The sequence below is a fragment of the Paraburkholderia caledonica genome (assembly GCF_000383275.1).
Lineage (GTDB): Bacteria > Pseudomonadota > Gammaproteobacteria > Burkholderiales > Burkholderiaceae > Paraburkholderia > Paraburkholderia caledonica.
The window spans coordinates 377753-400054 of record NZ_KB911040.1; the positions used below are offsets into that span (position 1 = coordinate 377753).

At 61.4% G+C, this 22302-nt stretch carries 20 protein-coding genes, 1 other RNA gene and 1 pseudogene; 6 read left to right on the forward strand and 16 right to left on the reverse strand.

Annotated elements, in window-relative coordinates:
- The first annotated feature begins 50 nt into the window (after nt 1-50).
- Nucleotides 51-1217 carry an anhydro-N-acetylmuramic acid kinase gene (locus H281_RS0121930; RefSeq protein WP_277394740.1) on the forward strand — a complete coding sequence of 389 codons (1167 nt, stop codon included), beginning with the start codon at nt 51-53 and terminating at the stop codon, nt 1215-1217.
- A gap of 126 nt (nt 1218-1343) precedes the next feature.
- Here the strand turns inward: H281_RS0121930 and erpA are convergent, their stop codons facing one another.
- From erpA to rplM, 3 genes are all read right to left on the reverse strand, one after another.
- A complete protein-coding gene (gene erpA / locus H281_RS0121935) occupies nt 1344-1709 on the reverse strand; it encodes an iron-sulfur cluster insertion protein ErpA (RefSeq protein WP_007180424.1) in 366 nt (121 codons plus the stop codon).
- 265 nt (nt 1710-1974) lie between these two features.
- The gene (rpsI, locus tag H281_RS0121940; RefSeq protein WP_007180423.1) at nt 1975-2367 is read right to left on the reverse strand and encodes a 30S ribosomal protein S9; all 393 of its coding nucleotides are present in this window, start codon (nt 2365-2367) and stop codon (nt 1975-1977) included.
- Nucleotides 2368-2378: 11 nt separating this feature from the next.
- Nucleotides 2379-2807, reverse strand: coding sequence for a 50S ribosomal protein L13 (gene rplM / locus H281_RS0121945; RefSeq protein WP_020069304.1), 429 nt, complete (start codon nt 2805-2807; stop codon nt 2379-2381).
- A 626-nt stretch (nt 2808-3433) separates the two neighbouring features.
- Here rplM and H281_RS0121950 point away from each other — a divergent pair.
- Nucleotides 3434-3856, forward strand: coding sequence for an OsmC family protein (locus H281_RS0121950; protein ID WP_020069305.1), 423 nt, complete (start codon nt 3434-3436; stop codon nt 3854-3856).
- Nucleotides 3857-3966: 110 nt separating this feature from the next.
- On the opposite strand, the gene rnpB is transcribed toward H281_RS0121950, so the two are convergent.
- The 3 genes and pseudogenes from rnpB to pyrC form a co-directional block, all read right to left on the reverse strand.
- An RNA gene (rnpB, locus tag H281_RS35640) (RNase P RNA component class A) lies at nt 3967-4380 on the reverse strand.
- A gap of 87 nt (nt 4381-4467) precedes the next feature.
- A pseudogene (locus H281_RS0121955) lies at nt 4468-5289 on the reverse strand (DUF3025 domain-containing protein); the annotation flags it as partial.
- An 11-nt stretch (nt 5290-5300) separates the two neighbouring features.
- Nucleotides 5301-6371: a dihydroorotase gene (pyrC, locus tag H281_RS0121960; protein WP_020069307.1), complete on the reverse strand. Its 1071-nt coding sequence runs from the start codon at nt 6369-6371 to the stop codon at nt 5301-5303.
- Between the two features lie 187 nt (nt 6372-6558).
- On the opposite strand from pyrC, the gene H281_RS0121965 reads away from it, so the two are divergent.
- Nucleotides 6559-7494: a class II glutamine amidotransferase gene (locus tag H281_RS0121965; RefSeq protein ID WP_027804837.1), complete on the forward strand. Its 936-nt coding sequence runs from the start codon at nt 6559-6561 to the stop codon at nt 7492-7494.
- A gap of 122 nt (nt 7495-7616) precedes the next feature.
- Here the strand turns inward: H281_RS0121965 and H281_RS0121970 are convergent, their stop codons facing one another.
- From H281_RS0121970 to H281_RS0121995, 6 genes are all read right to left on the reverse strand, one after another.
- Nucleotides 7617-8342, reverse strand: coding sequence for an amino acid ABC transporter ATP-binding protein (locus H281_RS0121970; RefSeq protein ID WP_020069309.1), 726 nt, complete (start codon nt 8340-8342; stop codon nt 7617-7619).
- Entirely contained in the window at nt 8339-9016 is a 678-nt protein-coding gene (gene gltK / locus H281_RS0121975) for a glutamate/aspartate ABC transporter permease GltK (protein ID WP_020069310.1), read from the reverse strand. Before gltK ends, H281_RS0121970 begins: the two co-directional genes overlap by 4 nt.
- Complete coding sequence (locus tag H281_RS0121980) at nt 9016-9756, reverse strand: amino acid ABC transporter permease (RefSeq protein ID WP_020069311.1); 741 nt, start codon at nt 9754-9756, stop codon at nt 9016-9018. Before H281_RS0121980 ends, gltK begins: the two co-directional genes overlap by 1 nt.
- Nucleotides 9757-9838: 82 nt before the next feature.
- Nucleotides 9839-10732 carry a glutamate/aspartate ABC transporter substrate-binding protein gene (locus H281_RS0121985; protein WP_020069312.1) on the reverse strand — a complete coding sequence of 298 codons (894 nt, stop codon included), beginning with the start codon at nt 10730-10732 and terminating at the stop codon, nt 9839-9841.
- A 285-nt stretch (nt 10733-11017) separates the two neighbouring features.
- Entirely contained in the window at nt 11018-12331 is a 1314-nt protein-coding gene (locus H281_RS0121990; protein ID WP_020069313.1) for a Glu/Leu/Phe/Val family dehydrogenase, read from the reverse strand.
- Between the two features lie 151 nt (nt 12332-12482).
- Entirely contained in the window at nt 12483-13439 is a 957-nt protein-coding gene (locus tag H281_RS0121995; protein WP_020069314.1) for a LysR family transcriptional regulator, read from the reverse strand.
- A 263-nt stretch (nt 13440-13702) separates the two neighbouring features.
- Between H281_RS0121995 and H281_RS0122000 the strand changes: the two genes are divergently transcribed.
- Both H281_RS0122000 and purB read left to right on the forward strand, forming a co-directional pair.
- Nucleotides 13703-14455, forward strand: coding sequence for a glycosyltransferase family 2 protein (locus tag H281_RS0122000; RefSeq protein ID WP_027804838.1), 753 nt, complete (start codon nt 13703-13705; stop codon nt 14453-14455).
- A 154-nt stretch (nt 14456-14609) separates the two neighbouring features.
- Nucleotides 14610-15998 (forward strand): adenylosuccinate lyase, encoded by a 1389-nt coding sequence (gene purB, locus H281_RS0122005; RefSeq protein ID WP_020069316.1) that lies wholly within the window; start codon nt 14610-14612, stop codon nt 15996-15998.
- 84 nt (nt 15999-16082) lie between these two features.
- Here purB and H281_RS0122010 read toward each other — a convergent pair whose 3' ends face one another.
- From H281_RS0122010 to edd, 4 genes are all read right to left on the reverse strand, one after another.
- Nucleotides 16083-16577, reverse strand: a complete 495-nt coding sequence (locus H281_RS0122010; protein ID WP_020069317.1) for a gluconokinase — start codon at nt 16575-16577, stop codon at nt 16083-16085.
- A 10-nt stretch (nt 16578-16587) separates the two neighbouring features.
- Entirely contained in the window at nt 16588-17973 is a 1386-nt protein-coding gene (locus tag H281_RS0122015; protein WP_020069318.1) for a GntP family permease, read from the reverse strand.
- A 250-nt stretch (nt 17974-18223) separates the two neighbouring features.
- Nucleotides 18224-18865, reverse strand: coding sequence for a bifunctional 4-hydroxy-2-oxoglutarate aldolase/2-dehydro-3-deoxy-phosphogluconate aldolase (eda, locus tag H281_RS0122020; protein ID WP_020069319.1), 642 nt, complete (start codon nt 18863-18865; stop codon nt 18224-18226).
- A gap of 272 nt (nt 18866-19137) precedes the next feature.
- Nucleotides 19138-21063, reverse strand: coding sequence for a phosphogluconate dehydratase (gene edd, locus H281_RS0122025; RefSeq protein ID WP_020069320.1), 1926 nt, complete (start codon nt 21061-21063; stop codon nt 19138-19140).
- A gap of 289 nt (nt 21064-21352) precedes the next feature.
- On the opposite strand from edd, the gene H281_RS0122030 reads away from it, so the two are divergent.
- Entirely contained in the window at nt 21353-22198 is an 846-nt protein-coding gene (locus H281_RS0122030; RefSeq protein WP_020069321.1) for a MurR/RpiR family transcriptional regulator, read from the forward strand.
- Nucleotides 22199-22302 lie beyond the last annotated feature (104 nt).

Consider the following 22302-nt stretch of genomic DNA (forward strand, 5'->3'; position numbering starts at 1 on the left):
CGAGCGCGATTGCATCGATAATCTGCTAAAACCTTCGCAAAGCAGCGGCAATGAAAGAGCAACGAACCATGACCAGGAGCAGCAACGTGGCGCAAGACCCCGCAGACGGCGTCTACTTTGGATTGATGTCCGGCACCAGCATGGACGGTGTGGACGGCGTGGCTGTCCGGTTCGCGCAAGGGAAACCGCCCGTGGTGCTGGCCGAGGCGTTCGTCGGCTTTGCAGCCGGCTTGCGCGACGCGTTGTTCGCGCTGCAGCAGCCGGGCGAAAACGAGATCGAACGGGAAGCGCTGGCCGCCAATGCGCTCGCCACGCGCTATACCGTGTGTTGTCACGAGCTCTTACGAGGTTGCCACGTTTCCGCCGCCGAAGTGCGCGCGATCGGCGTGCATGGGCAGACGGTGCGGCACAGGCCGGAAAAAGGCTACACGCGGCAGATCAACAACCCGGCGCTGCTTGCCGAGATGATGCATATCGACGTGGTCGCCGACTTCCGCAGCAGGGACGTGGCCGCTGGCGGCCAGGGCGCGCCGCTCGTGCCGGCGTTTCATGCGACCATCTTCGGCGCGAAAGACGAGACGCGCGTGGTATGCAATCTTGGCGGCATCAGCAACATTACTATTCTGAATGCGACCGGCAGCGTGCGGGGCTTCGATTGCGGGCCGGCGAACGCGCTTCTCGACGAGTGGGCTCAGCGCCATCTCGGCAAGCCATTCGACGAAAACGGTCAGTTCGCGGCAAGCGGCCAGGTCGACCGGTCACTGCTGAACGCGCTGCTCGACGAACCGTATTTCGCACAGCAACCGCCCAAGAGCACCGGTCGCGACCTGTTCAATGCCGAGTGGCTCGATGCCAAACTGCGCCCGTTTGGCGAACTCGCGCCGGCCGACGTGCAAGCCACGCTGGTCGCGTTAACCGCTGTGACAGTCGCGCGCGAGGTCGAGCGGCACGCGCCGGACGCGCGAGCGGTCTACGTGTGCGGCGGCGGTGCGCGCAATCCGGCGATTTTGAAGGCGCTGCAGCAGGCACTGGAAGACAGCGGCGTAAGCGGCGTTCCCGTGATGACGACCGACGCCCTCGGCGTGCCGCCGAGCCAGGTCGAGCCGCTGGCCTTTGCGTGGCTCGCAATGCGCTGCGTCGCGCGCCTGCCGGGAAGTTTGCCGGCTGTTACCGGCGCGAGCGCGGAACGCGTGTTGGGCGCAATTTACCCGCGTTGACGCGGTGGCCATTGAGCGTGCGCGGTTGCAGAGGTCGCGCGGGAAGCGCGTCGCGTCGGCTTGCGCAGGCAATAAAAAACGGGGCGCGAAGCCCCGTTGCTTTCCAACGCTTTGTCTGTCCGTTTGTCAGACCGAGAACGACGAACCGCAACCGCACGTCGTGGTCGCGTTCGGGTTCTTGATCACGAACTGCGCGCCGTTGATGTCGTCCTTGTAGTCGATCTCAGCGCCGACCAGATACTGGTAGCTCATCGAGTCGATCAGCAATTGCACGCCGCTCTTGTTCATGACGGTGTCGTCTTCGTTGACGGCTTCGTCGAACGTAAAGCCGTACTGGAAGCCGGAACAGCCGCCGCCCTGCACGAAAACGCGCAGTTTCAGGTCCGCATTGCCTTCTTCTTCGATCAGTTGCTTGACCTTGTCAGCCGCTGCGTCGGTAAAGACGAAGGGGGCGGGCATCTCGGTCACGGGTGTGTCGGTGACTGCGTTCATTCGAACTCTCCAAAAAGCTTCTAACCGCTATTGTAGGGCTGATCTCAATATCGTGCCGAAGCCCACAAAATCAATGGGTCCTTACAGTCGCTTCGATCGACACTGCCGTTGCGCGCGGTCTGCCTGCATCGGCGCCGACGCGGGCGGAGCGGCGACCGAGCCGTTGCCCCAAGCGAGGCCGTAATCATAAAAAAAGCCGCCTTCGCGACAGCGTTGGCGGCTTTTGCTGCGTTCCGGCCCTGGAGCCGGTGCGCACCCGAAGCGATTAACGCTTCGAGAATTGCTTCCTGCGACGTGCCTTGTGGAAGCCGACCTTCTTACGTTCGACTTCACGAGCGTCACGCGTAACGAAGCCAGCCTTCGACAGTTCCGGCTTCAGCGTTGCGTCGTAGTCCATCAGCGCGCGGGTGATGCCGTGGCGAACTGCACCGGCTTGACCCGTTTCACCGCCACCGTTCACGTTGACCTTGATGTCGAACGTGACGCCGTGGTTCGTGAGTTCCAGCGGTTGACGAACGATCATCAGCGACGTTTCGCGCGAGAAGTAATCGGCGATAGGCTTGCCGTTCACAATGATCTCGCCCTTGCCTGCCTTGATGAACACGCGTGCGACGGCGCTCTTGCGGCGGCCCGTGCCGTAATTCCAGTTACCGATCATGTGGGCTCCCCTTAGATCTCGAGCGCTTTCGGCTGTTGCGCCGAATGCGGATGCGTTGCTTCAGCGTAGACCTTCAGCTTCTTGATCATCGCGTAGCCGAGCGGGCCCTTCGGCAGCATGCCTTTGACCGCTTTTTCGAGCGCACGGCCCGGGAAGCGTTCTTGCATCTTGCCGAACGTCGTTTCATAGATACCGCCCGGGTAGCCCGAGTGGCGATAGTACTTCTTGTCAGTAGCCTTGTTGCCCGTGACCTTCAGCTTGCCGGCGTTGATAACGATGATGAAATCACCGGTGTCGACGTGCGGAGTGAATTCAGGCTTGTGCTTGCCGCGAAGACGGTGTGCCACTTCGCTGGCGACACGCCCGAGAACCTTATCCGTCGCGTCAATCACGTACCATTCGCGCGTCACCTCATGGGCTTTTGCGGAAAACGTCTTCATGATCGATCCAAAAAAATTGCTGCGCCCAATGTGTTTTTTCCTGCTTGTAGTGTGCGCATCGAGGCGCGTGCAGGCTCTCCCTGTTCTTCCTCCGCGGGCGCGAATGCGGAAAAGCCCTGAATTATAAAGGAATTTGCGACGTCAAGTCAAAACGTGCTGGACTTGGTACCGAATGCGCCTCGTGGGCCTTCGGAGAGCTTGAAAACGCGGGCGAAAAAAAACCCGAACGAGCGGTTCGGGTTTAATCCACCAAAGGAGGAGGTGGAGGAGACAGCGGAGGTTGCGAACTGCCGCAACCGATGGAGCAATTATATGAAGCAAGCTTGTGCAACGCAAGAACATTTGCAATGTGAAATCGCATTTCATAATGCGGGTTATGGATGGCGAAAGAAGCGTCCGCCCAAGTAGCTACAGCGACAAGGCATACGCAGTTGAGGGGTGCAAGCCAGCGCTACTAGAGTAAATCCCCTAAACGCGGGGCAATCTGCCTAACCCCGTCCCAACATGCCGCGCTGCAACAAGTCAGACGTCAATTCGCATATTTGGCTCGCGAGTCGCCTCGGGCGGACGCTGGATCGCCGGGCTACAATGCCGTCTCGATATAGCGATGCGCGGTGGAGTACAGCATGGAATGCAAAGTGAGCTGGATGGGGCAAGACGGGATGGCGTTTGCTGCTGAGACGGGCAGCGGCCACCTGGTTGCGATGGACGGCGCGCCCGAGGGCGGCGGCCGCAATCTCGCACCGCGTCCGATGGAAATGGTTCTGCTCGGCACGGGCGGTTGCACCGCCTACGACGTCGTGATGATCCTGAAGAAAAGCCGCCAGGAAGTCGCCGGGTGCTCGGTGACGCTCAAGGCCGAGCGCGCCAGCGAAGATCCGAAAGTGTTCACGAAGATCCACTTCCACTTCACCGTGACCGGCAAGAATCTGAACCCGGCTACCGTGGAGCGCGCGATCAACCTGTCGCACGACAAATACTGCTCGGCGTCGATCATGATCGCGAAGACGGCCGAACTCACGCACTCGTTCGATATCGTGGCGAACTGAGCGCAGTGTCACGGCGAAAGCACGAGCCGCGCGGGCGGTCCTGACCGAAACCCCGCACGGAGAAACGAAAATGCCGGCGTTCTGAAAAGACGCCGGCATTTTTTATGAGGTGGCAAAGCAGGCCGATAAGCCGGATTCTGTGCACGCGCAACGTCCGAAGACGCGACGCGCGTGGCAGCCATTCCTCTAGGCGAGTCATTACTGACACGCTCAAGCTTCCTACCCGCAGACGAGACGGGGGCCCCGTCCTGCATCTCGAAGATGCGCGCCTGCCTACTTGGAATTGCTCCGGGTGGAGGTTACCGTGCCGGACTGCCTTGCAGCAGCCGCGGTGCGCTCTTACCGCACCGTTTCACCCTTACCTGATCCCGACTTGCGCCGGGCCATCGGCGGTTTGCTTTCTGTTGCCCTGTTCCGCGTGTCGCCACGGATGGCCGTTAGCCATCACCCTGCCCTGTGGAGTCCGGACTTTCCTCGCCCTCTTTGGCCGAAGCCGCTGAGGCCGCGACTGCCTGGCCTGCTTTGCTGGCGCCGATTTTAACATCCGCGCGCCGACCGGAGCGGAATACAGACTTGTCGTCGTAGAAGGCCGGTGTCTCGTTGTCGGGCCACCAGCCCGGAATTCCGAGCACCGGAAGCGGCGCGAACAGCCGGCTCGTCAGCGCGTCGGTGGTCAGCAACGCGGCGCTGACCGCCTCGTCCAGCCAGGCATCGCGGGCGGCGGCGTTCCATTCGAAGTACGCCGACGGTACGTCGACGATCCATGCATGCCCCGTGCAGCCCTTGAACGGCGCGATGAGTTTTTCCAGCAGCGCATGGCCGAAGCAGCGCACCTCGCAGCTCGAACCCCATGCGTCGCGCCGCTGGAGCAGCAACGTCTGCCAGTCGAAGCCGCGCAGCGCGGCGCTCAACGCTGGATCGCTGCACGCAAACAGCAGTGCGTTTTCGTCGAAGAGAGTCAGCGCATCGCGCACGCTGCCGCGCGTCGAGCCGACGCCGAGCAGGTCGATCGCCGCCGACTGCCGTGTATTGAGCGCGGCTTTGATGCGCGGGAAGGCGAACCACATCGACGCGTTGAAGAAGTCGTGCAAATTGTGGCGTGTCGGCACGCGGCCGGTCGACGCGATGTGCGCCTCGTACGCGGCGCCGGCCGGTAGTTCGTCCTGCGCGATGAACGCGAGGCGTTGGCCGCGGCCTGTGGTCTGACACGTGTTAGCGGCGTCGGCATTCATCTCGGCGAGCAACGCGGCGTAACTCGTGAGCGCGGCCCGCTGCCAGCGCTGGCCGCGTCCGGCGAATTGCGCGAACCACGGCCTTGACCAGTCGATAGCGGCGAAGCGCGCCCCGGCGCCCGCGCCCGGCACCGGTTCCGCACCCACCTGTGCTCCAGCGCCTTCGCCGTCGACCACACCCGAGCCCGCTTCACTCTGCATCTAGCAAAGCCTCAAATCAGCCGCCAACCGATCGACTCACCGCCACGCAGCGGCACGACAGGCGTGTCGCCGACTGGCAGTTCAGCAGGCAACGTCCACTCTTCGCGACGCAGCGTGACCTTCTCCTGGTTGCGCGGCAGACCATAAAAGTCCGCGCCGAAGAAGCTCGCGAAGCCTTCGAGCCTGTCGAGCGCGCCCGCCTGGTCGAAGGCTTCGGTGTACAGCTCCAGCGCGTGCAGCGCCGTATAGCAGCCGGCGCAGCCGCAAGCGTGCTCCTTCAAACCCTTCGGATGCGGCGCGCTGTCGGTACCCAGGAAAAAACGTGGATTGCCCGAGATTGCCGCTTCGACCAGCGCGACGCGATGCGTCTCGCGCTTGAGCACGGGCAGACAGTAATAATGCGGACGAATGCCGCCCTGGAAAATCGCGTTGCGGTTGTACAGCAAGTGGTGTGCGGTGATCGTCGCGCCGAGCAGGTTCGGCGCAACGCCGGCTTCGCGGATGTAGTCGACCGCGTCTTTGGTGGTGATGTGCTCAAACACCACTTTCAGCGCGGGGAAGTCGCGGCGCAACGGCGTCATGACCCGGTCGATGAACACCTTTTCGCGGTCGAACAGATCGATCGACGAGTCCGTCACTTCGCCATGCACGAGGAGCGGCATGCCGGTCTCCTGCATCACTTCAAGCGTTTTCGCGCACTTCATGATGTCGGTCACGCCGGCGTCCGAGTTGGTCGTAGCGCCGGCCGGGTAAAGCTTCACGCCATGCACGAAACCGCTGTCGCGCGCGCGGCGGATTTCGTCCGGCGGCGTGTTGTCCGTCAGATACAGCGTCATGAGCGGCTCGAATTTCGCGCCGGCCGGGATGGCGGCGACGATGCGCTCGCGGTACGCCTGCGCCATCGCCGTGGTCGTAACCGGCGGCTTCAGATTCGGCATGATGATCGCGCGAGCGAACTGGCGGGCTGTATCCGGCAACACGGCTGCAAGCATTGCGCCGTCGCGCACGTGCAAGTGCCAGTCGTCCGGGCGTGCGAGCGTGATCGAGTCGCGGGAATCAGGAGAAGCGTTGGAATCGGTCATGGCGAGAGGAGAGCGAGAGCGGAACAGGGGCAGCTGAAAATGCGAGCAATGCGCCAACAATGAGGTCAAACCGCCGTGTTGCGGCCTGAACACACGTCTATTTTGCTATTTGGCGTTTCTGGCTCGGTGATATGCTTGAACAATCATCATTGTAACGGCTCGCCCCGTTCACAGGCTTACCCGCAACATGTGCCAACTTCTCGGAATGAACTGCGCCGCGCCGACGGACGTCACGTTCTCGTTCACCGGCTTTGCGGCGCGCGGCGGCGTCACCGACCACCACGCCGACGGCTGGGGCATCGCCTTCTTCGAAGACAAAGCATGTCGCCTGTTCATCGACCATCAATCGTCGGCCACCTCGCCGATCGCCGAAATGGTCAAGCGCTATCCGATCAAGTCGAAGAACACCATCGCGCATATTCGTAAGGCGACGCAAGGGCACATCCTGCTTGAAAACTGCCACCCGTTCATGCGCGAACTGTGGGGGCGCCACTGGATTTTCGCGCACAACGGCGATCTGAAAGACTTTTCGCCGGTACTCTCGGGCGTCTATCAGCCAGTCGGCACGACGGACAGCGAGCTTGCTTTTTGCGCATTGCTCGAAGGCTTGCGCAAGGCGTTTCCCGGCGCGCAGCAACCGCCGCTCAATGAACTCTTCGCCGCGCTCGAAACACTTACGCGCGAGATTACGCAGTTCGGCGTGTTCAATTTTCTGATGTCGAATGGCCAGGCGCTGTTCGCGCATTGCTCCACGCATCTGCACTACATCGTGCGGCGCTGGCCTTTTTCGACCGCGCATCTGGTCGACGCCGACGTCTCGATCGACTTCGCCAAATACACCACGCCCGAAGACCGCGTTGCAGTGATCGCGACGCAGCCGCTGACCGACAACGAAGTGTGGAGCGCGTTCGAACCCGGCGATCTGTTGATGTTCCAGCACGGCGACGTAATTGGCCGCGTCAATGTGCCTGTGCCGGCTTCGGTGCTGGAAAAGCTGCGCAATCCCGCGCTGGATGCGTCCGCTTCGGCGAGCACGATCGCGGCGTCGGCGCCGGCCGCCCCCGCCGTGGAAGTCGAAGTCGATCTCGAAGCGGCGGACGACGCCGCGGCGTTCGAATCCTGATCACACCCGAATCAGCCGCGTTTCAGCCGCATTCCAGCAATAAAAAAGCCGCTCTTCCGAGCGGCTTTTTGTTGCGGCCCTTGCGGGCAGGTCGCGTGCGAAACGACGCGACACTCGCAATCTCAGTGCAGGATCTTCGCGAGAAAGTCCTTTGCGCGATCGGACTTCGGATTGGCGAAGAAGTCTTCCTTGCGGTCGTCTTCCACGATCAAGCCCTTGTCCATGAAGATCACGCGATGCGCGACCTTCTTCGCGAAACCCATTTCGTGCGTCACGCACATCATGGTCATGCCTTCCTGCGCAAGTTCGACCATCACGTCGAGCACTTCGTTGATCATTTCCGGGTCGAGTGCCGACGTGGGTTCGTCGAACAACATCGCGATCGGATCCATCGACAACGCGCGCGCAATCGCCACACGCTGCTGCTGACCGCCCGACAACTGGCCCGGGAATTTGTCCGCATGTGCGCGCAAACCGACGCGATCGAGCAACTTCAGCCCCTTCGCCGACGCTTCGTCTTTCGAGCGGCCGAGCACCTTGATTTGCGCGAGCGTGAGGTTTTGCACGATCGACAGATGGGGGAACAGTTCGAAGTGCTGGAACACCATGCCGACCTTCGAACGCAGCTTCGACAGATTGGTTTTCTTGTCAGTCAGCGATTGACCGTTGATGACGATCTCGCCCTTCTGAAATGGCTCGAGACCATTGACGGTCTTGATCAGCGTCGACTTGCCGGAACCCGACGGTCCGCACACCACGACCACTTCACCTTTTTTGACTTCCGTCGTGCAGTCCGTCAGTACCTGAAACTGGCCGTACCACTTCGAAACATTCTTGATAGAGATCATCTTGCGACCTTTTTCTGAAGACCTTTGACGAGGCTCGACGCGATCACGCAGATCACGAAATAACACGCGCCCGCGAACAGTACCATTTCGACATTCGTGCCGTCACGATCGCCAATATTCGTGGCGGTGCGGAAGAAGTCGGCGAGGCTGATCACGTAGACGAGCGACGTATCCTGAAAGAGTACGATGCCCTGCGTGAGCAGCAGCGGCACCATGGCACGGAACGCCTGCGGCAGCACCACGAGACGCATGGACTGCGCGTAGTTCATGCCGAGCGCGAACGACGCGTTGACCTGCCCGCGCGGCACGGACTGAATACCCGCGCGGATGATCTCGGAATAGTACGCCGCCTCGAACAGCGAGAAAGCGACCATTGCGGACGCGAGACGAATGTCGATATCCGGCGACAGACCCAGCACGTTCTGCAGCACCTGCGGCACGATCAGGAAGAACCACAGCAGAACCATCACCAGCGGGATCGAGCGGAAAATCGTCACGTAACCCTTCGCGAACCACTCGAAAGGCTTGAACGACGACAACCGCAACATGGCGAGGACCGTGCCCCAGACAATGCCGATCACGATCGCGATGAGCGTGATCTTGAACGTGACCACCGCGCCGGTCCACAGCGTGGGCAGTGCACCCGGAATACCGCTCCAGTCGAAGTGGTGCATCACTTGCCTCCGATATAGCCGGGCAACCGGGTCTTGGCTTCGACCCAGCGCATCAGTTGCATCACGACCAGATTGATCAGCACGTAGGCCAGCGTGACCGCGATAAACGACTCATACGTCTGCGACGTGTAGTCGACGAGTTGGCGTGCCTGAGCGGACAGATCCAGCAAACCGATTGTGGACGCCACCGCCGAGTTCTTGAAGATATTCAGGAACTCCGACGTGAGCGGCGGCACGATGATCCGATACGCGACGGGCAGCAGCACATAGCGGTACGTCTGCCATTGCGTGAAGCCCATTGCGAGACCCGCGGCGCGCTGGCCGCGCGGCAATGCGTTGATGCCCGAGCGCACCTGCTCGCACACGCGCGCGGCGGTAAAGAGCCCGAGACAGATGATCGACGACGAGAAGAACTGCGCGCCAGGCGGCAGTTGCTTGAACCAGGTGCCCATCGAGACCGGCAGCAATTCGGGTATCACCAGATACCAGATGAAGAATTGCACGATCAGCGGGATGTTGCGAAAAATCGCGACGTAGAGCGTGCCGATGCCCGACGCCCATTTGTTCGGTACCGTGCGCAGCACGCCGAACAACGAACCGACGATCAACGCGATCACCCATGCCGACAGCGACACGGTAATCGTCACCCAAAAGCCCGACAGCAGCCAGCCCAGATAGGTGGTCGGCTCGCCGGTGGAGACCGGACTCAGCAGAATGCCCCAGTTCCAGTGATATGACATGACCAAGACTCCAGCAAAAAGAAACGGAAGAAGCGCGTGGCCTCTTCCGTTTCGTTCAGCGTTTCAAAAAAACAGCTAAGGTTTAGTCGATCGCCTTGTCATTCGGGCTCTTGAAGAGCGCCTTGATGTCGTCGCTTTCCGGGAAGTTCAGGTTCAGGCCCTTCGGCGGAATCGGCGTTTCGAACCACTTCTTGTAAATCTGATCGGCTTCGCCCGAAGTTTCGACCTTCGCGATTGCGTCGTCGACAACCTTCTTGAACTCCGGATCGTTCTTGCGCAGCATGCAGCCGTAAGCTTCATGCGATTGCGGCGCGCCGACGATCACGAAATCGTTGGGCGTGTTCGATTTTGCGCGCTCGCCGGCGAGCAGCGCGTCGTCCATCATGAAGGCAGCAGCGCGACCGGTGGACAGCGTCAGGAACGACTCGCCGTGGTCCTTCGCGCTGATGATGTTCATGCCCATGCTCTTGTCCTGATTCATCTTGCGAAGCAGGCGCTCGGAGGTGGTGCCGGCGGTCGTGACGACCGTCTTGCCCTTCAGGTCGGCCCAGTCTTTGATGCCCGAATCTTTCTTGGTCATCAGACGCGTGCCGATCACGAAGATCGTGTTCGAGAACGCCACCTGTTGCTGGCGCTCTGCATTATTCGTGGTGGAGCCGCATTCCATGTCGACGGTGCCGTTCTGCACCAGCGGAATACGGTTTTGCGACGTGACCGGCGTCAGTTTCACCTTCAGGTTCGGCATGTTCAGCTTCTGCTTGACTGCGTCAACCACCTTCAGTGCGAATTCCTGCGAATAGCCAATGACGTTCTGCTTGTCGTCATAGTACGAAAACGGAATCGACGATTCGCGATGACCCAGCGAAATAACGCCCGTGTCCTTGATTTTCTTCAGCGTACCGGCGTCTTGCGCGTGCGCGCCAACCGTAAACAGTCCGAGAGTCGCGAGCAGCAGCGCAGCTTTTTTAACCTTCATGTTTGATCTCCTTGGCAAGAACCGGCGCCAGTTTAGCAAAGTAATTATTCTGAAAGTATGGCTATAAACCATTGTTGTTGCGCGCACGCCGCTATTGCCTGGCGGCGCTTCGCACAGTAGGCCGGGGTTTCGGCATATACAAAGGCGGGCGGCATCGTAACGATGCCGCCCGCCGGCCAAAACACGCGCTCTGGTGGATCGCGTTCGAGCATGCGCATTCACGTGAAATGCGCGACGGATCGGTAAGGTAACAGACCCGCCGTTTCCTGCAGTTACAACCCGCGATCAGGGGTACAGGCCGCGCATTTCGCGCGCTTGCAAAATCCGCTTACACGCGACGATAAACGCCGCCGTTCTCACCGACACGTTCTGCTCGCTCGACACCTGCCACACAGCGGCAAATGCTTCGCGCATCACGCGTTCGAGGCGCTGGTTAATCTCGTCTTCGGTCCAGAAAAAGCTCGAGAAGTCCTGCACCCACTCGAAGTAAGACACCGTAACGCCACCTGCGTTGGCCACCACGTCCGGAATGACGAGGATGCCGCGATCGTGCAGGATGTCGTCGGCCGCCGTCGTGGTCGGGCCGTTTGCGCCTTCCACGACGATCTTCGTCTTGATCTTGCCGGCGTTCTTTTCGGTAATCTGGTTTTCCAGCGCAGCCGGGATCAGGATGTCGGATTCGACGGTCCAGAATTCTTCATTCGTGACTGCGTCGGCTTCAGGGAAACCACCGACGCCGCCCGTCTTCGCGACGTGATCGAGCAACGCAACCGCGTCGATACCGGTCGACTTGTAGAGCGATCCCGTGTGATCCTGCACCGCGACCACCTTTGCGCCCGCTTCCTGGAACAGACGCGCGGCAATCCCGCCGACGTTGCCGAAACCTTGCACGGCAATGCGAGCTCCTTCGATGTCGAAGCCGATGCGGCGTGCCGCCTCGCAACCGACCACGAACACGCCGCGGCCCGTGGCTTCGCGGCGTCCGAGCGAACCGCCGAGCGTGATGGGCTTGCCGGTCACGACGCCGGTCGCCGTTTGGCCCTGGTTCATCGAATACGTGTCCATCATCCACGCCATGATCTGCTCGTTCGTGTTCACGTCCGGCGCGGGAATGTCGGTGTTCGGTCCGATAATGATGCCGATTTCGCTGGTATAGCGACGCGTCATGCGCTCCAGTTCGCCACGCGACAAAGTGCGCGGATCGACACGGATGCCGCCCTTCGCGCCGCCGTAAGGAACGTTCACCGCAGCGTTCTTCACCGACATCCACGCGGACAGCGCCATCACTTCCGACAGCGTCACGTCCTGGTGATAACGCACACCGCCCTTGCCGGGACCGCGCGACACGTTGTGCTGCACGCGGTAGCCCTCGAAGTGCGCGACGGTGCCGTTATCGAGTTCGATAGGCACGTCGACGATCAGGATGCGCTTGGGGCGCTTCAGGGTTTCGAGCCAGCGGGACAACGAGCCGAGGTACGGCGCGACGCGGTCGACCTGGCGCAGGTAGTTACCCCAAGGGCCGAGGTCTTCGCTATTCAGGTAGGAGGGAACGGACTGCAACGTTGAGGCAGATTGTGCGACTTGCTGCTGGGAAGACATGAACGCTCCGGCGTTGTTCGAATAGCAGCATTGTCGAAAAACGCCGTTTTGAAATCCAATGCCGTTTCCTTATCCGATTATGTTTTTTTTGCATAACCCGCGAAAAGCCGCAAATTTGCGTCGTAGGCAAGCAGGTTGGTAACGGGTCGCTTCAAGCGCTGCCGTGCGCGAGTTCTTCCGATACCACGTCCCACAACTGCCGCACGAGGATTTGCCGCGCGTCGTCGCTCTTCGCGGCCAGCTTGTCCCGGTACAGGCGAATTTCCATCGTCAGCGTGAGCTGGCCTTCGGGCGTGCCGCGCGTACCGCGGTCGAGCCGGATCAGCTTGCCGTCCGCGACCGCGTCTTCCACCGCGCTGTGCGGCAGGAAGGCGATGCCGTGACCGGCCAGCGCCATCGCCTTGAGGCCTTCCGCCATGTCGGTTTCGTAGAGCCGGTCGAGATAGAGGCGTTCGTGCGCGTTCGCGAGAATCACCTCGGTCATGCGTCCAAGATACGCGTTCGGCGTGTACGACAGGTACGGCGTGGGCGCTTCGGCTGTGCCCGGCAACGTATGACGCGGCCGGCCTGCGCGCCCCGGCGCGGAGAATGGGCTGATCGGCTCGTTGCCTAGCGTCAGCATGTCGTAGCGGCCGGGATCGAGCGCGACTGGGTGACTGGGATGGTGATAACCCATCATCAGATCGCAACCGCCTTCCACCAGCGACAGCGCCGCGTCGTGCACGTTGAGCGCGCGCAGCCGCGTATGGATCGGGCCCATTTGCGCCTCGATGCGTTGAAGCCAGCGCGGGAAGTACGTGAGCGACAGCGTGTGCGGCACGGCGAACTCGATGGTCGCTTGCGGCGTCGCTGTATGGCCACGCAGGAGCGCCCGGGCTTCGTGGAACTGCGAGAGCATCGCGAGCGCCTGCTCGTTGAAGACCTGCCCCGCCGCCGTGAGCCGCGTCGGATAAACCGAGCGGTCGATCAGTTCGGTGCCGAGCCACGCCTCGAGCGCCTGAATGCGCCGCGAGAACGCCGGCTGCGTGACATGACGCAACTCAGCCGAGCGGCTGAAACTGCGCGTTTCCGCGAGCGAAACGAAGTCTTCCAGCCATTTCAGTTCCATGCGAGGCCTGCTGCCGGCGAGAAAGAAGAAGTCAGCATTCTAGTGGGTGTCGCAGCGGCGCCGGCGTTGGCGGCGAATGCTTTATCGCAGCTTCGTCAAAAAATCGGATTTTGCCGATAGGCCCGCGCGCCGCGCATCGCTATCTTGCGTCGGCGCGCGACGCGGGCGGTCAACCCTCGTCGCGCTACACCGCCACCGCGGACACGGCCGGCACACATCGGTCGAACCATCTACTCACCTTGCCGCGCAACGCGGCCTCGCCCATGCCGCCACTCGTTTCGATCATCACGCCGACCGCCAATCGCGAACACCTGCTGCCTGCCATCACGCGCTGCGTGTTGCGCCAACGAGTCGACTGGGAATGGCTGATTCTCGATGACAGCGCCGTGCCGAGCGCGTATCTGCTGGCGCTGGCTTCACAGGACGCACGCGTTCGCTATTTCCATTCGCCGGCGCGAATGTCGATCGGCTCAAAGCGTAACTTTTTGATCGGCGAAGCGCGCGGTACGGTGATCGCCCATTTCGACGACGACGACCACTATGCGCCGCATTACCTCGCCCATATGGTCACGACGATGCGTGAAAACCGCGCCGATCTCGTCAAGCTGTCGGGCTTTTTCATGTATGCGCCGCACACGCGATTCTTCGGCTATATGGACCTCAACGCGAAAGTCGGCCTGCATTACGAACTGAGCGGCCAGTCGGTCAGTCATGTGGAGTTCCACGAAAAAATGCAGATAGGCGCGGACTTCGTGCTGTTCTATGGCTTCTCATACGTGTACGAAAAAGCGCTGGCTGCGGTGTCCGCCTTCGACGATATCGATTTGTGCGACGACGAGAGTTTTATCCGGCCCGTGGTTGAAGCAGGCCGCAAAGTCATTGCCGCGGACGATCCGCAGGCGAGTTGCCTGCATATCGTGCATCCGGGCTCGACGTCGCGCTGTTTCTCGCGCTACTCGATGCCTTCGTTCATCCTGCCTACGCTATTCCCTTGCTACGAAGGCTCGCCGGCTTGAGCGTTGCAGCCTTTGTCGCGGAACGTTCAATGAAGGCCGGCGGCCGGCGCTCCGGGCGGATGCTGCTCTAGTGGTAAAATTCGCGGTTCCCTTCCGTTCCGATCCGCTCACCGTGAGTTCAGTGAGCGCTCAACGCCTAGAGCCAGCCGCCATCATGTCCGACACCCGCCCCGACACCCTGTTCGCGCTGAATGCGCTTTCTCCGCTCGACGGACGCTATGCGTCGAAAACCGAAGCCCTGCGCGACTGGCTCTCGGAAGCCGCGTTCATGCGCAATCGCGTGACGGTCGAAATCCATTGGCTGATCGCCCTTTCGCGCGCGGGTTTCGCGGAAGTGCCGCGCTTCTCCGATGCCTCCGAGCAATTCCTGTTGCAACTGGCCGAGCGCTTCACCGCGCACGACGCCGCGCGCATCAAGGAAATCGAGCGCGTGACGAATCACGACGTGAAAGCGGTCGAGTACTGGCTGAAGGAATCGGTCAAAGGCCAGGAAGAACTGGAGCGCGCGAGCGAGTTCATCCACTTCGCGTGCACGTCGGAGGACATCAACAACACGTCGCACGGCCTGATGCTTGCGGGCGCCCGCGAACACGTCATTTTGCCGGCGTTGCGCACGGTGCATCAGAAGCTCGTTGCGCTCGCTCACGCGCAAGCGGAGCAGCCGATGCTCTCGCGCACGCACGGCCAGCCGGCTAGCCCAACCACGCTCGGCAAGGAGATCGCCAACGTGGCCGCGCGCCTCGAACGCGCGATCGACCGTATCGCGAAGGTCGAACTGCTCGGCAAGATGAACGGCGCGGTCGGCAACTTCAACGCGCATCTGTCGGCGTATCCGGAGTTCGACTGGGAAGCGTTCTCGCGTGAAGTGGTCGAACAGCGTCTGAAGCTCGCATTCAATCCGTACACGATCCAGATCGAGCCGCACGACTACATGGCCGAGCTGTTCGACGCGGTCGCGCGCGCAAATACGATCCTGCTGGATCTCGACCGCGACGTGTGGGGCTACATTTCGGTCGGCTACTTCAAGCAACGCACGAAGGCCGGCGAGATCGGTTCGTCGACGATGCCGCACAAGGTCAACCCGATCGACTTCGAAAACTCCGAAGGCAATCTGGGGCTCGCGAACGCCACGTTGCGACATCTCGCCGACAAGCTGCCGGTTTCGCGCTGGCAGCGCGACCTGACCGACTCCACGGTGCTGCGCAACATGGGTGTCGCGTTCGGTTACTCGCTGCTCGCGTACGACTCGCTGATCCGCGGTCTCGACAAGCTCGAAGTGAACGCACAGCGCCTGAACGAAGACCTCGACAATTGCTGGGAAGTGCTGGCCGAGCCGGTGCAAACGGTGATGCGCCGCTACGGCATTGAGAATCCGTATGAGCAGTTGAAGGAGTTGACGCGCGGCAAGGGCATCACGCGCGAGGCGTTGCAAACGTTCGTGGGTGGACTGGCTATCCCGCAAGACGCGAAAGACCGCCTGCTTGCCATGACGCCGGGTTCGTACATCGGCAAGGCGGTCGAACTGGCGAAGCGCATCCGCTAAGAGCCTTCGTCGTTCTGCAGGTCGAAAAAAAGCCGCTCGATCGAGCGGCTTTTTTCATCTCACCGGCAAACACTGCGCCGGAGCTTACCGTTGTTGGACCTGCTTCAACACCTCGTCCACGATCTGTTCCGGCGACAGTTCAATGCTCACCGTCACTGCTTCGTCTGGCCCCGGCTCTTCGAGCGTATCGAGCTGGCTCTGCAACAGCGACGGATCGAAGAAGTGCCCGGTACGCGTGGTCAGACGTTGTTCCAACACCTCGCGCGAGCCCTTCAGATAGACGAAGCACACGTCCTTGTCGCCGTCGCGCAGAATGTCGCGATACGAGCGTTTCAGCGACGAACATGTGAATACCGCTGTCTCGCCCGCCTTCTGCTTTTCTTCGATCGCGGCGCGGATAGTTTTGAGCCACGGCCACCGGTCTTCGTCGGTGAGCGGAATGCCGTGGTGCATCTTCTCCTTGTTGGCGGCGCTATGAAACGCGTCGCCGTCGGTGAACGCGCAGTGCAGGCGTTCCGCCAGCATCTCGCCAATTCTCGTTTTGCCGGCGCCCGACACGCCCATTGCGATCAAAATCATCAAAAACTCCTTACAGGACCGCCGCTAGCGCGAAGGTCAAGCCCAAACCCATCAACGAAATGATGGTCTCGAGGAGCGACCATGTCTTGAAGGTCTGCCCCACCGTCATACCGAAGTATTCCTTGATCAGCCAGAAACCGCCGTCGTTCACGTGCGAGAAAATCAGCGAGCCCGAGCCCGTTGCCAGCACGAGCAATTCCGGCTTCACCTGCACACCGCTTGCCGCCGCGATTGGCGCGACGATGCCGCAGGCAGTGGTCATTGCGACCGTCGCCGAACCCGTAGCAAGACGGATCAGCGCCGCGACCAGCCAGCCGAACAGCAACGGCGACAAGTGCGCTGCAGTGGCTGCAGCAACGATTTCCTTCGAAATGCCGCTATCCATCAGCACGCGCCCGAAACCGCCGCCCGCGCCGACGATCAGCGTGATGCCCGCGATCGGCGCAAGACATTCGCCGCAGAATTTCTGGATCTGATCGCGATTGAAGCCACGGCTTGCACCGAAGGTCCAGAAGCTGACCAGCACCGCGATCAGCAGCGCGACGTCAGAGTTGCCGACGAAATGCAGCAGGTCGTTCGGCAAGGTCTTCGGCGTGAACACGAGGTCTGCCCAGCTACCCACCAGCATCAGGATCACCGGCAGCAGAACCGTGAAGAGCGTGATGCCGAAGCTCGGCAGTTCGCGCTTCGGCGCTGTGTTCGTTGCACCGTTCTTCGCCGCGTCGTCGTGACCGAGGAATTGCGCGGCCAGCGCGTTTTCTTGCGGCAGCTTGACGTAGCGGCTGATCAGCAGCGCAAACAGCGGACCGGCGACAATAGCCGTCGGCACGCCGATAATCAGGCCATAGGCGATCGTCTTGCCGATATCGGCGTGATACTGCTGCACCGCGAGCATTGCGGCCGGATGCGGCGGAATCAGCCCGTGCACGACGGACAGACCCGCGACCATCGGCAGGCCGACCAGCAGCAGCGATTTATTGGTGCGTTTCGCGACGTTGAAGGCAATCGGAATCAGCAGAACGAAGCCGACTTCAAAGAACACCGGCAGACCGACGATGATCGCGACAACCATCATCGCCCAGTGAATATTCTTCTCGCCGAACCAGTTGATGAGCGTCGTGGCGATGCGTTCCGCGCCGCCCGATTCGGCCATCATCTTGCCAAGCATGGTGCCGAGGCCCACCACCACCGCGATGTGACCCAACGTGTTGCCGTTGCCCGTTTCGAACGATTTGACGATGGTCGCCATCGGCATGCCGGACGCGAGCCCGAGCAGCAGCGACACGATGATCAGAACGAGGAACGGATAGACCTTGTAGCGCGTGATCAACAAGATCAGCAAGGCAATGGCGATTACCCCGAATACCAGCAGCGTGCTGCCGTGAACAGCTTCCATGAAGCTCCTCCTTTTTGCGTTATTGATTGTGGGTGCGCAAGACAGCAGCCACCTCGTCTCATGGCGACGGCACGCATCAGAACTGTGCGAACCGCGCGGACGCTGAATTTTACTGTTTGTTGTCTCGAAATGCCCGCGAAACTAACGAGCATATTTGCAACGAAGCCTCGCCGCGACAGCCGGACCGGCTGTATCGACGAGGCTTTTGCTTTCCTGGCTCGTTGACCTGGCTAGATGCGGCGGATAAGAACTAGTGAGCGGGCGCGGCCAACTGGCTCGCGGCGCGCGCAAGACGCGTGACTTCTTCCCAGTTCTGCGCGGCCAATGCGGCTTTCGGCGTGAGCCATGATCCGCCGACGCACACCACGTTCGGCAGCGACAGGAAGTGCGTGGCCGTTTCCGCGGTGATGCCGCCGGTCGGGCAAAACTTCAGCGTCGGGAACGGGCCATGAAAAGCTTGCAGCATTGGCACACCTCCCGCTTGCTGCGCCGGGAAAAACTTCACGATCTCGTAACCGAGTTCGAGCGCGGTGATGATGTCGCTCGGCGTCATCACGCCAGGCAGAAGCGGCAATCCGGCGTCCTGCGCAGCTTTGTGCATGTCCTTCGTGAGGCCCGGCGAGACACCGAACTGCGCGCCTGCTTTCTTCGCCTGAGCGCAGTGCTCGGGTCGCGTGATCGTGCCGACGCCGACCACGATGTCATCGGCAAGGTGGCTCGCGCGCTCAATCGCTTCCAGGCCGGCAGCCGTGCGCAGCGTGATTTCGAGCACCTTCACGCCGCCCGCATGCAATGCGCGCGACACGTGTTCGCCCTGCTCGGCGGAATCGAACGCTAGCACCGGAATCACCGGACCGAGGCGCACGATATCGCTTACTGTTTTCGACGTCATTGTCAAACTCCTTGTTTCTGCCAGCTGCCGGTTGGCGCGCTTGGCTGGCTGGATTGATTGCCGGTTTTTTCTGACGACTCAGCTCGCCTGGCGAGTCCGCTGGTCAATCGGCTTAGCTGGACGTGCCGGGCAATCCGCTTCGTCAGCTGCCTGGTCAGTCCCGTTAGTTCCGTTAGTCCCGTTAGTCGCGTTGGTCGATCAACCTACCCGGTCCGGTTCGTACCTGTCTCGTCCGATTTGCTGCGCCACTCAACTCACGCGGCGGGTACCGCTTACCCCGCCTGCGTGGTGCTCGCAACAGTCACGCCCGACTCACCCACATGGTTCGCTGCAGGCGCGGTGTGCTCGCCGTGCGACGCCGCACGTTCGCCCACCATCGGCCCGAACACCGACGCGCCCTGCTCCGCAGGCGCTGCCGCCGCGCGAAACACACCAAACAGCTCGCGGCCGAAACCGACTTCGTTCTCCGCCTGATGCAGCGGCACGGCGTTCGGACGCGCAGCCCATTCGGCCGGGTCGATTTCGATGTCGAGCACGCCGGCTTCGGCGTCAATCACCAGCATGTCGCCGCTGCGCACCTTGCCGATCGGCCCTTGCAGCAGTGCTTCCGGCGACAGATGGATCACCGCGGGCACCTTACCCGACGCTCCAGACATGCGCCCGTCCGTGACCAGCGCGACATGGAAACCTTGATCCTGCAACACACCGAGCAGCGGCGTCAAACGATGCAGTTCCGGCATGCCGTTTGCCCGCGCGCCCTGGAAACGCACCACGGCAATGAAGTCACGCTTCAGCTCGCCGTTATCGAACGCTTCCTGCACGGCTTCCTGCGAGTCGAATACGATGGCCGGCGCCTTCACCTTGCGATGCTGCTGCGCGACGGCCGAGATCTTGATCACGCCGCGTCCGAGTTTGCCCTGCATCAAACGCAGGCCGCCGTCCGCCTGGAAAGGCTCCTTGATGCCGCGCAACACTGCCGTGTCTTCGCTGGCCTGAACGCCCGGCACCCATTGCAGCTTGCCGTCGAGCAGCTTCGGTTCTTCCGTGTAGTGATGAAGGCCCTTGCCCGCCACCGTGTTGACGTCTTCATGCAGCAATCCGCCTTCGAGCAGATTGCGCACCAGGAACGCGACGCCACCGGCGGCGTGGAAATGATTCACGTCGGCCTTGCCATTCGGATAGATCTTCGCGAGCAGCGGCACTGCTTGCGACAGCGTGTCGAAGTCGTCCCAATCGATCACGATGCCGGCGGCGCGGGCAATCGCGACGAGGTGCAGCGTGTGATTGGTCGAGCCGCCTGTCGCCAGCAAAGCGACGATACCGTTGACGATCGCTTTCTCGTCGATCACGTGACCAATCGGCATGTAATGACCGCGCTCGACGGTCAGATCAAGCACGCGGCGCGCGGCCTGCGCGGTCAACGCGTCGCGCAACGGCGTATGCGGATGCACGAAAGCCGAGCCGGGCAGATGCAGGCCCATGATTTCCATCAGCATCTGGTTGCTGTTCGCGGTGCCGTAGAACGTGCAGGTGCCGTGGCCGTGATAGGCGGCGGCTTCCGCTTCGAGTAGCGCGTCGCGACCGCATTGTCCGGTCGCGAACTGCTGGCGCGTCTTGGCTTTGTCGTCGTTCGAAAGACCGCTCGTCATGGGGCCGGCCGGCACGAAGATGGTCGGCAGATGGCCGAACTGCAGCGCGCCGATCAACAGGCCCGGCACGATCTTGTCGCAGATGCCGAGGCACAGCGCCGCGTCGAACATGTTGTGCGTAAGCGCAACCGCGGTGCTCATCGCGATGACTTCGCGCGAGAAGAGCGACAACTCCATGCCCGCGTTGCCTTGCGTAATGCCGTCGCACATGGCCGGCACGCCGCCCGCGAACTGCGCGACGCCGCCGTTCTCGCGCGCGGCCTGCTTGATGATGTCCGGGTAGTTTTTGTACGGCGCGTGAGCCGACAGCATCTCGTTGTAGGAGGAGACAATGCCGACGTTCGGTTCACGAATCTGCTTGATGACGAGCTTGTCATTGCCTTCCAGGCCCGCGAAACCGTGGGCCAGATTGGCGCAGGAAAGCGCGCCGCGCGCCGGGAACCTGCCCTGCGCCTCGTGAATGCGCGCGAGGTACGCCTCGCGAGTCGGCTTGCTGCGTTCGACCACGCGCTGCGTGACTTTTAACAATTGCGAATGCGGGGAAACCATCGGAGCTCCTTCGTCGCTGGCGGCAGGCGCGCGGACATGATGCGAGATAGATATCGCGGAGAGTCGAATCAACCAACGACGGCAATGTTAGTAGAAAAACTACACGTCCGCAATCGGATTCCCTGCTGCAATGCGACATCGGGAATTCCGCTCAACACCTTTCTGACAGCTGTTCCGCGACATTCAGCGAAGAGCTAAGGGATAACACCTACGGCACAGATGTAGTTTTTGTACATACTTGGCAATCAGTTATAGTCCACGCATTCTTCAGCATAGTGCGAGATTTCCGATGATGCTGTCCCAGGTGGAAGACATGCGCGAGCAGCTGCGCCCGTCCGAGCGCAAGCTAGCCGATTACGTGATCGAGGCGCCGCGCGAGGTGCTCGATCTCTCGATGACGGAAGTTGCCGCGCGTGCGGGCGTGAGCCAGCCGACCATCGCGCGTTTTTGTCATGCGCTCGGCTTCTCCGGATTCCGCGAGTTCAAGATCCGGCTCGCGCAAGGCATTGCGACTGAAGTACCTGCCGTTTATCGGGACGTGCGCGCGGACGAACCGGCGCCGGGCGTCGCCGCCAAGGTATTCGACCGGACGATCGGCGCGCTGATCCAGGTGCGCAACAATCTGTCGTCAGATAGTGTCGCGGCGGCAATCGACGTACTCGCGCAAGCGAAGCGGATCGAGTTCTACGGCGCCGGCGGTTCGGGTATCACCGCGCTCGACATGCAGCACAAGTTCTTCCGGCTAGGCATGCCTAGCGTCGCCTACTCGGATCCGCATACGTTCCTGATGTCGGCAGCGATGCTTGGCCAAGGCGACGTCGTGGTCGCGATTTCGAACACGGGGCGCACGCGCGATATCGTCGACGCAGCCAGGTCGGCGGTGGCCGGCGGCGCAAAAGTGATTGCCGTGACGCATGGCAACTCGCCGCTCGCGCGGATCGCGTCGGTAGGACTTTTCGCCAACATCGACGAAGACACCGATATCTTTTCGCCGATGACCTCGCGCACTTCGCATCTTGCGATCGGCGACATTCTCGCGGTGGGTGTGGCGCTGAAGCGCGGGCCGGAGCTTGCGGAGAAACTGGCCGATGCGAAGGAACTGATCGCGCGCAGAAGGATCGGGACAGACGGATGAGGGGTTGCGCAGGAGAGCAATCCGCTTTCGCTGTGTGTTGCTTTACTTGAATGCAAAACGGGCTCCCGAGGGAGCCCGTTTGTTTTGTGTCGCTCGAACGGACA

Bases quoted from the DNA above. Each gene is read 5' to 3' on its own strand.
- eda (WP_020069319.1), bottom strand. From the start codon at position 18,865: ATGACGTCGAAAACAGTAAGCGATATCGTGCGCCTCGGTCCGGTGATT.
- gltK (WP_020069310.1), bottom strand. From the start codon at position 9,016: ATGCACCACTTCGACTGGAGCGGTATTCCGGGTGCACTGCCCACGCTG.
- edd (WP_020069320.1), bottom strand. From the start codon at position 21,063: ATGGTTTCCCCGCATTCGCAATTGTTAAAAGTCACGCAGCGCGTGGTC.
- H281_RS0121980 (WP_020069311.1), bottom strand. From the start codon at position 9,756: ATGTCATATCACTGGAACTGGGGCATTCTGCTGAGTCCGGTCTCCACC.
- H281_RS0122015 (WP_020069318.1), bottom strand. From the start codon at position 17,973: ATGGAAGCTGTTCACGGCAGCACGCTGCTGGTATTCGGGGTAATCGCC.
- H281_RS0121950 (WP_020069305.1), top strand. From the start codon at position 3,434: ATGGAATGCAAAGTGAGCTGGATGGGGCAAGACGGGATGGCGTTTGCT.
- H281_RS0121995 (WP_020069314.1), bottom strand. From the start codon at position 13,439: ATGGAACTGAAATGGCTGGAAGACTTCGTTTCGCTCGCGGAAACGCGC.
- H281_RS0122000 (WP_027804838.1), top strand. From the start codon at position 13,703: ATGCCGCCACTCGTTTCGATCATCACGCCGACCGCCAATCGCGAACAC.
- H281_RS0121970 (WP_020069309.1), bottom strand. From the start codon at position 8,342: ATGATCTCTATCAAGAATGTTTCGAAGTGGTACGGCCAGTTTCAGGTA.
- H281_RS0121930 (WP_277394740.1), top strand. From the start codon at position 51: ATGAAAGAGCAACGAACCATGACCAGGAGCAGCAACGTGGCGCAAGAC.
- H281_RS0121990 (WP_020069313.1), bottom strand. From the start codon at position 12,331: ATGTCTTCCCAGCAGCAAGTCGCACAATCTGCCTCAACGTTGCAGTCC.
- rpsI (WP_007180423.1), bottom strand. From the start codon at position 2,367: ATGATCGGTAACTGGAATTACGGCACGGGCCGCCGCAAGAGCGCCGTC.
- H281_RS0121985 (WP_020069312.1), bottom strand. From the start codon at position 10,732: ATGAAGGTTAAAAAAGCTGCGCTGCTGCTCGCGACTCTCGGACTGTTT.
- H281_RS0122030 (WP_020069321.1), top strand. From the start codon at position 21,353: ATGATGCTGTCCCAGGTGGAAGACATGCGCGAGCAGCTGCGCCCGTCC.
- rplM (WP_020069304.1), bottom strand. From the start codon at position 2,807: ATGAAGACGTTTTCCGCAAAAGCCCATGAGGTGACGCGCGAATGGTAC.
- H281_RS0122010 (WP_020069317.1), bottom strand. From the start codon at position 16,577: ATGATTTTGATCGCAATGGGCGTGTCGGGCGCCGGCAAAACGAGAATT.
- purB (WP_020069316.1), top strand. From the start codon at position 14,610: ATGTCCGACACCCGCCCCGACACCCTGTTCGCGCTGAATGCGCTTTCT.
- H281_RS0121965 (WP_027804837.1), top strand. From the start codon at position 6,559: ATGTGCCAACTTCTCGGAATGAACTGCGCCGCGCCGACGGACGTCACG.
- erpA (WP_007180424.1), bottom strand. From the start codon at position 1,709: ATGAACGCAGTCACCGACACACCCGTGACCGAGATGCCCGCCCCCTTC.
- pyrC (WP_020069307.1), bottom strand. From the start codon at position 6,371: ATGACCGATTCCAACGCTTCTCCTGATTCCCGCGACTCGATCACGCTC.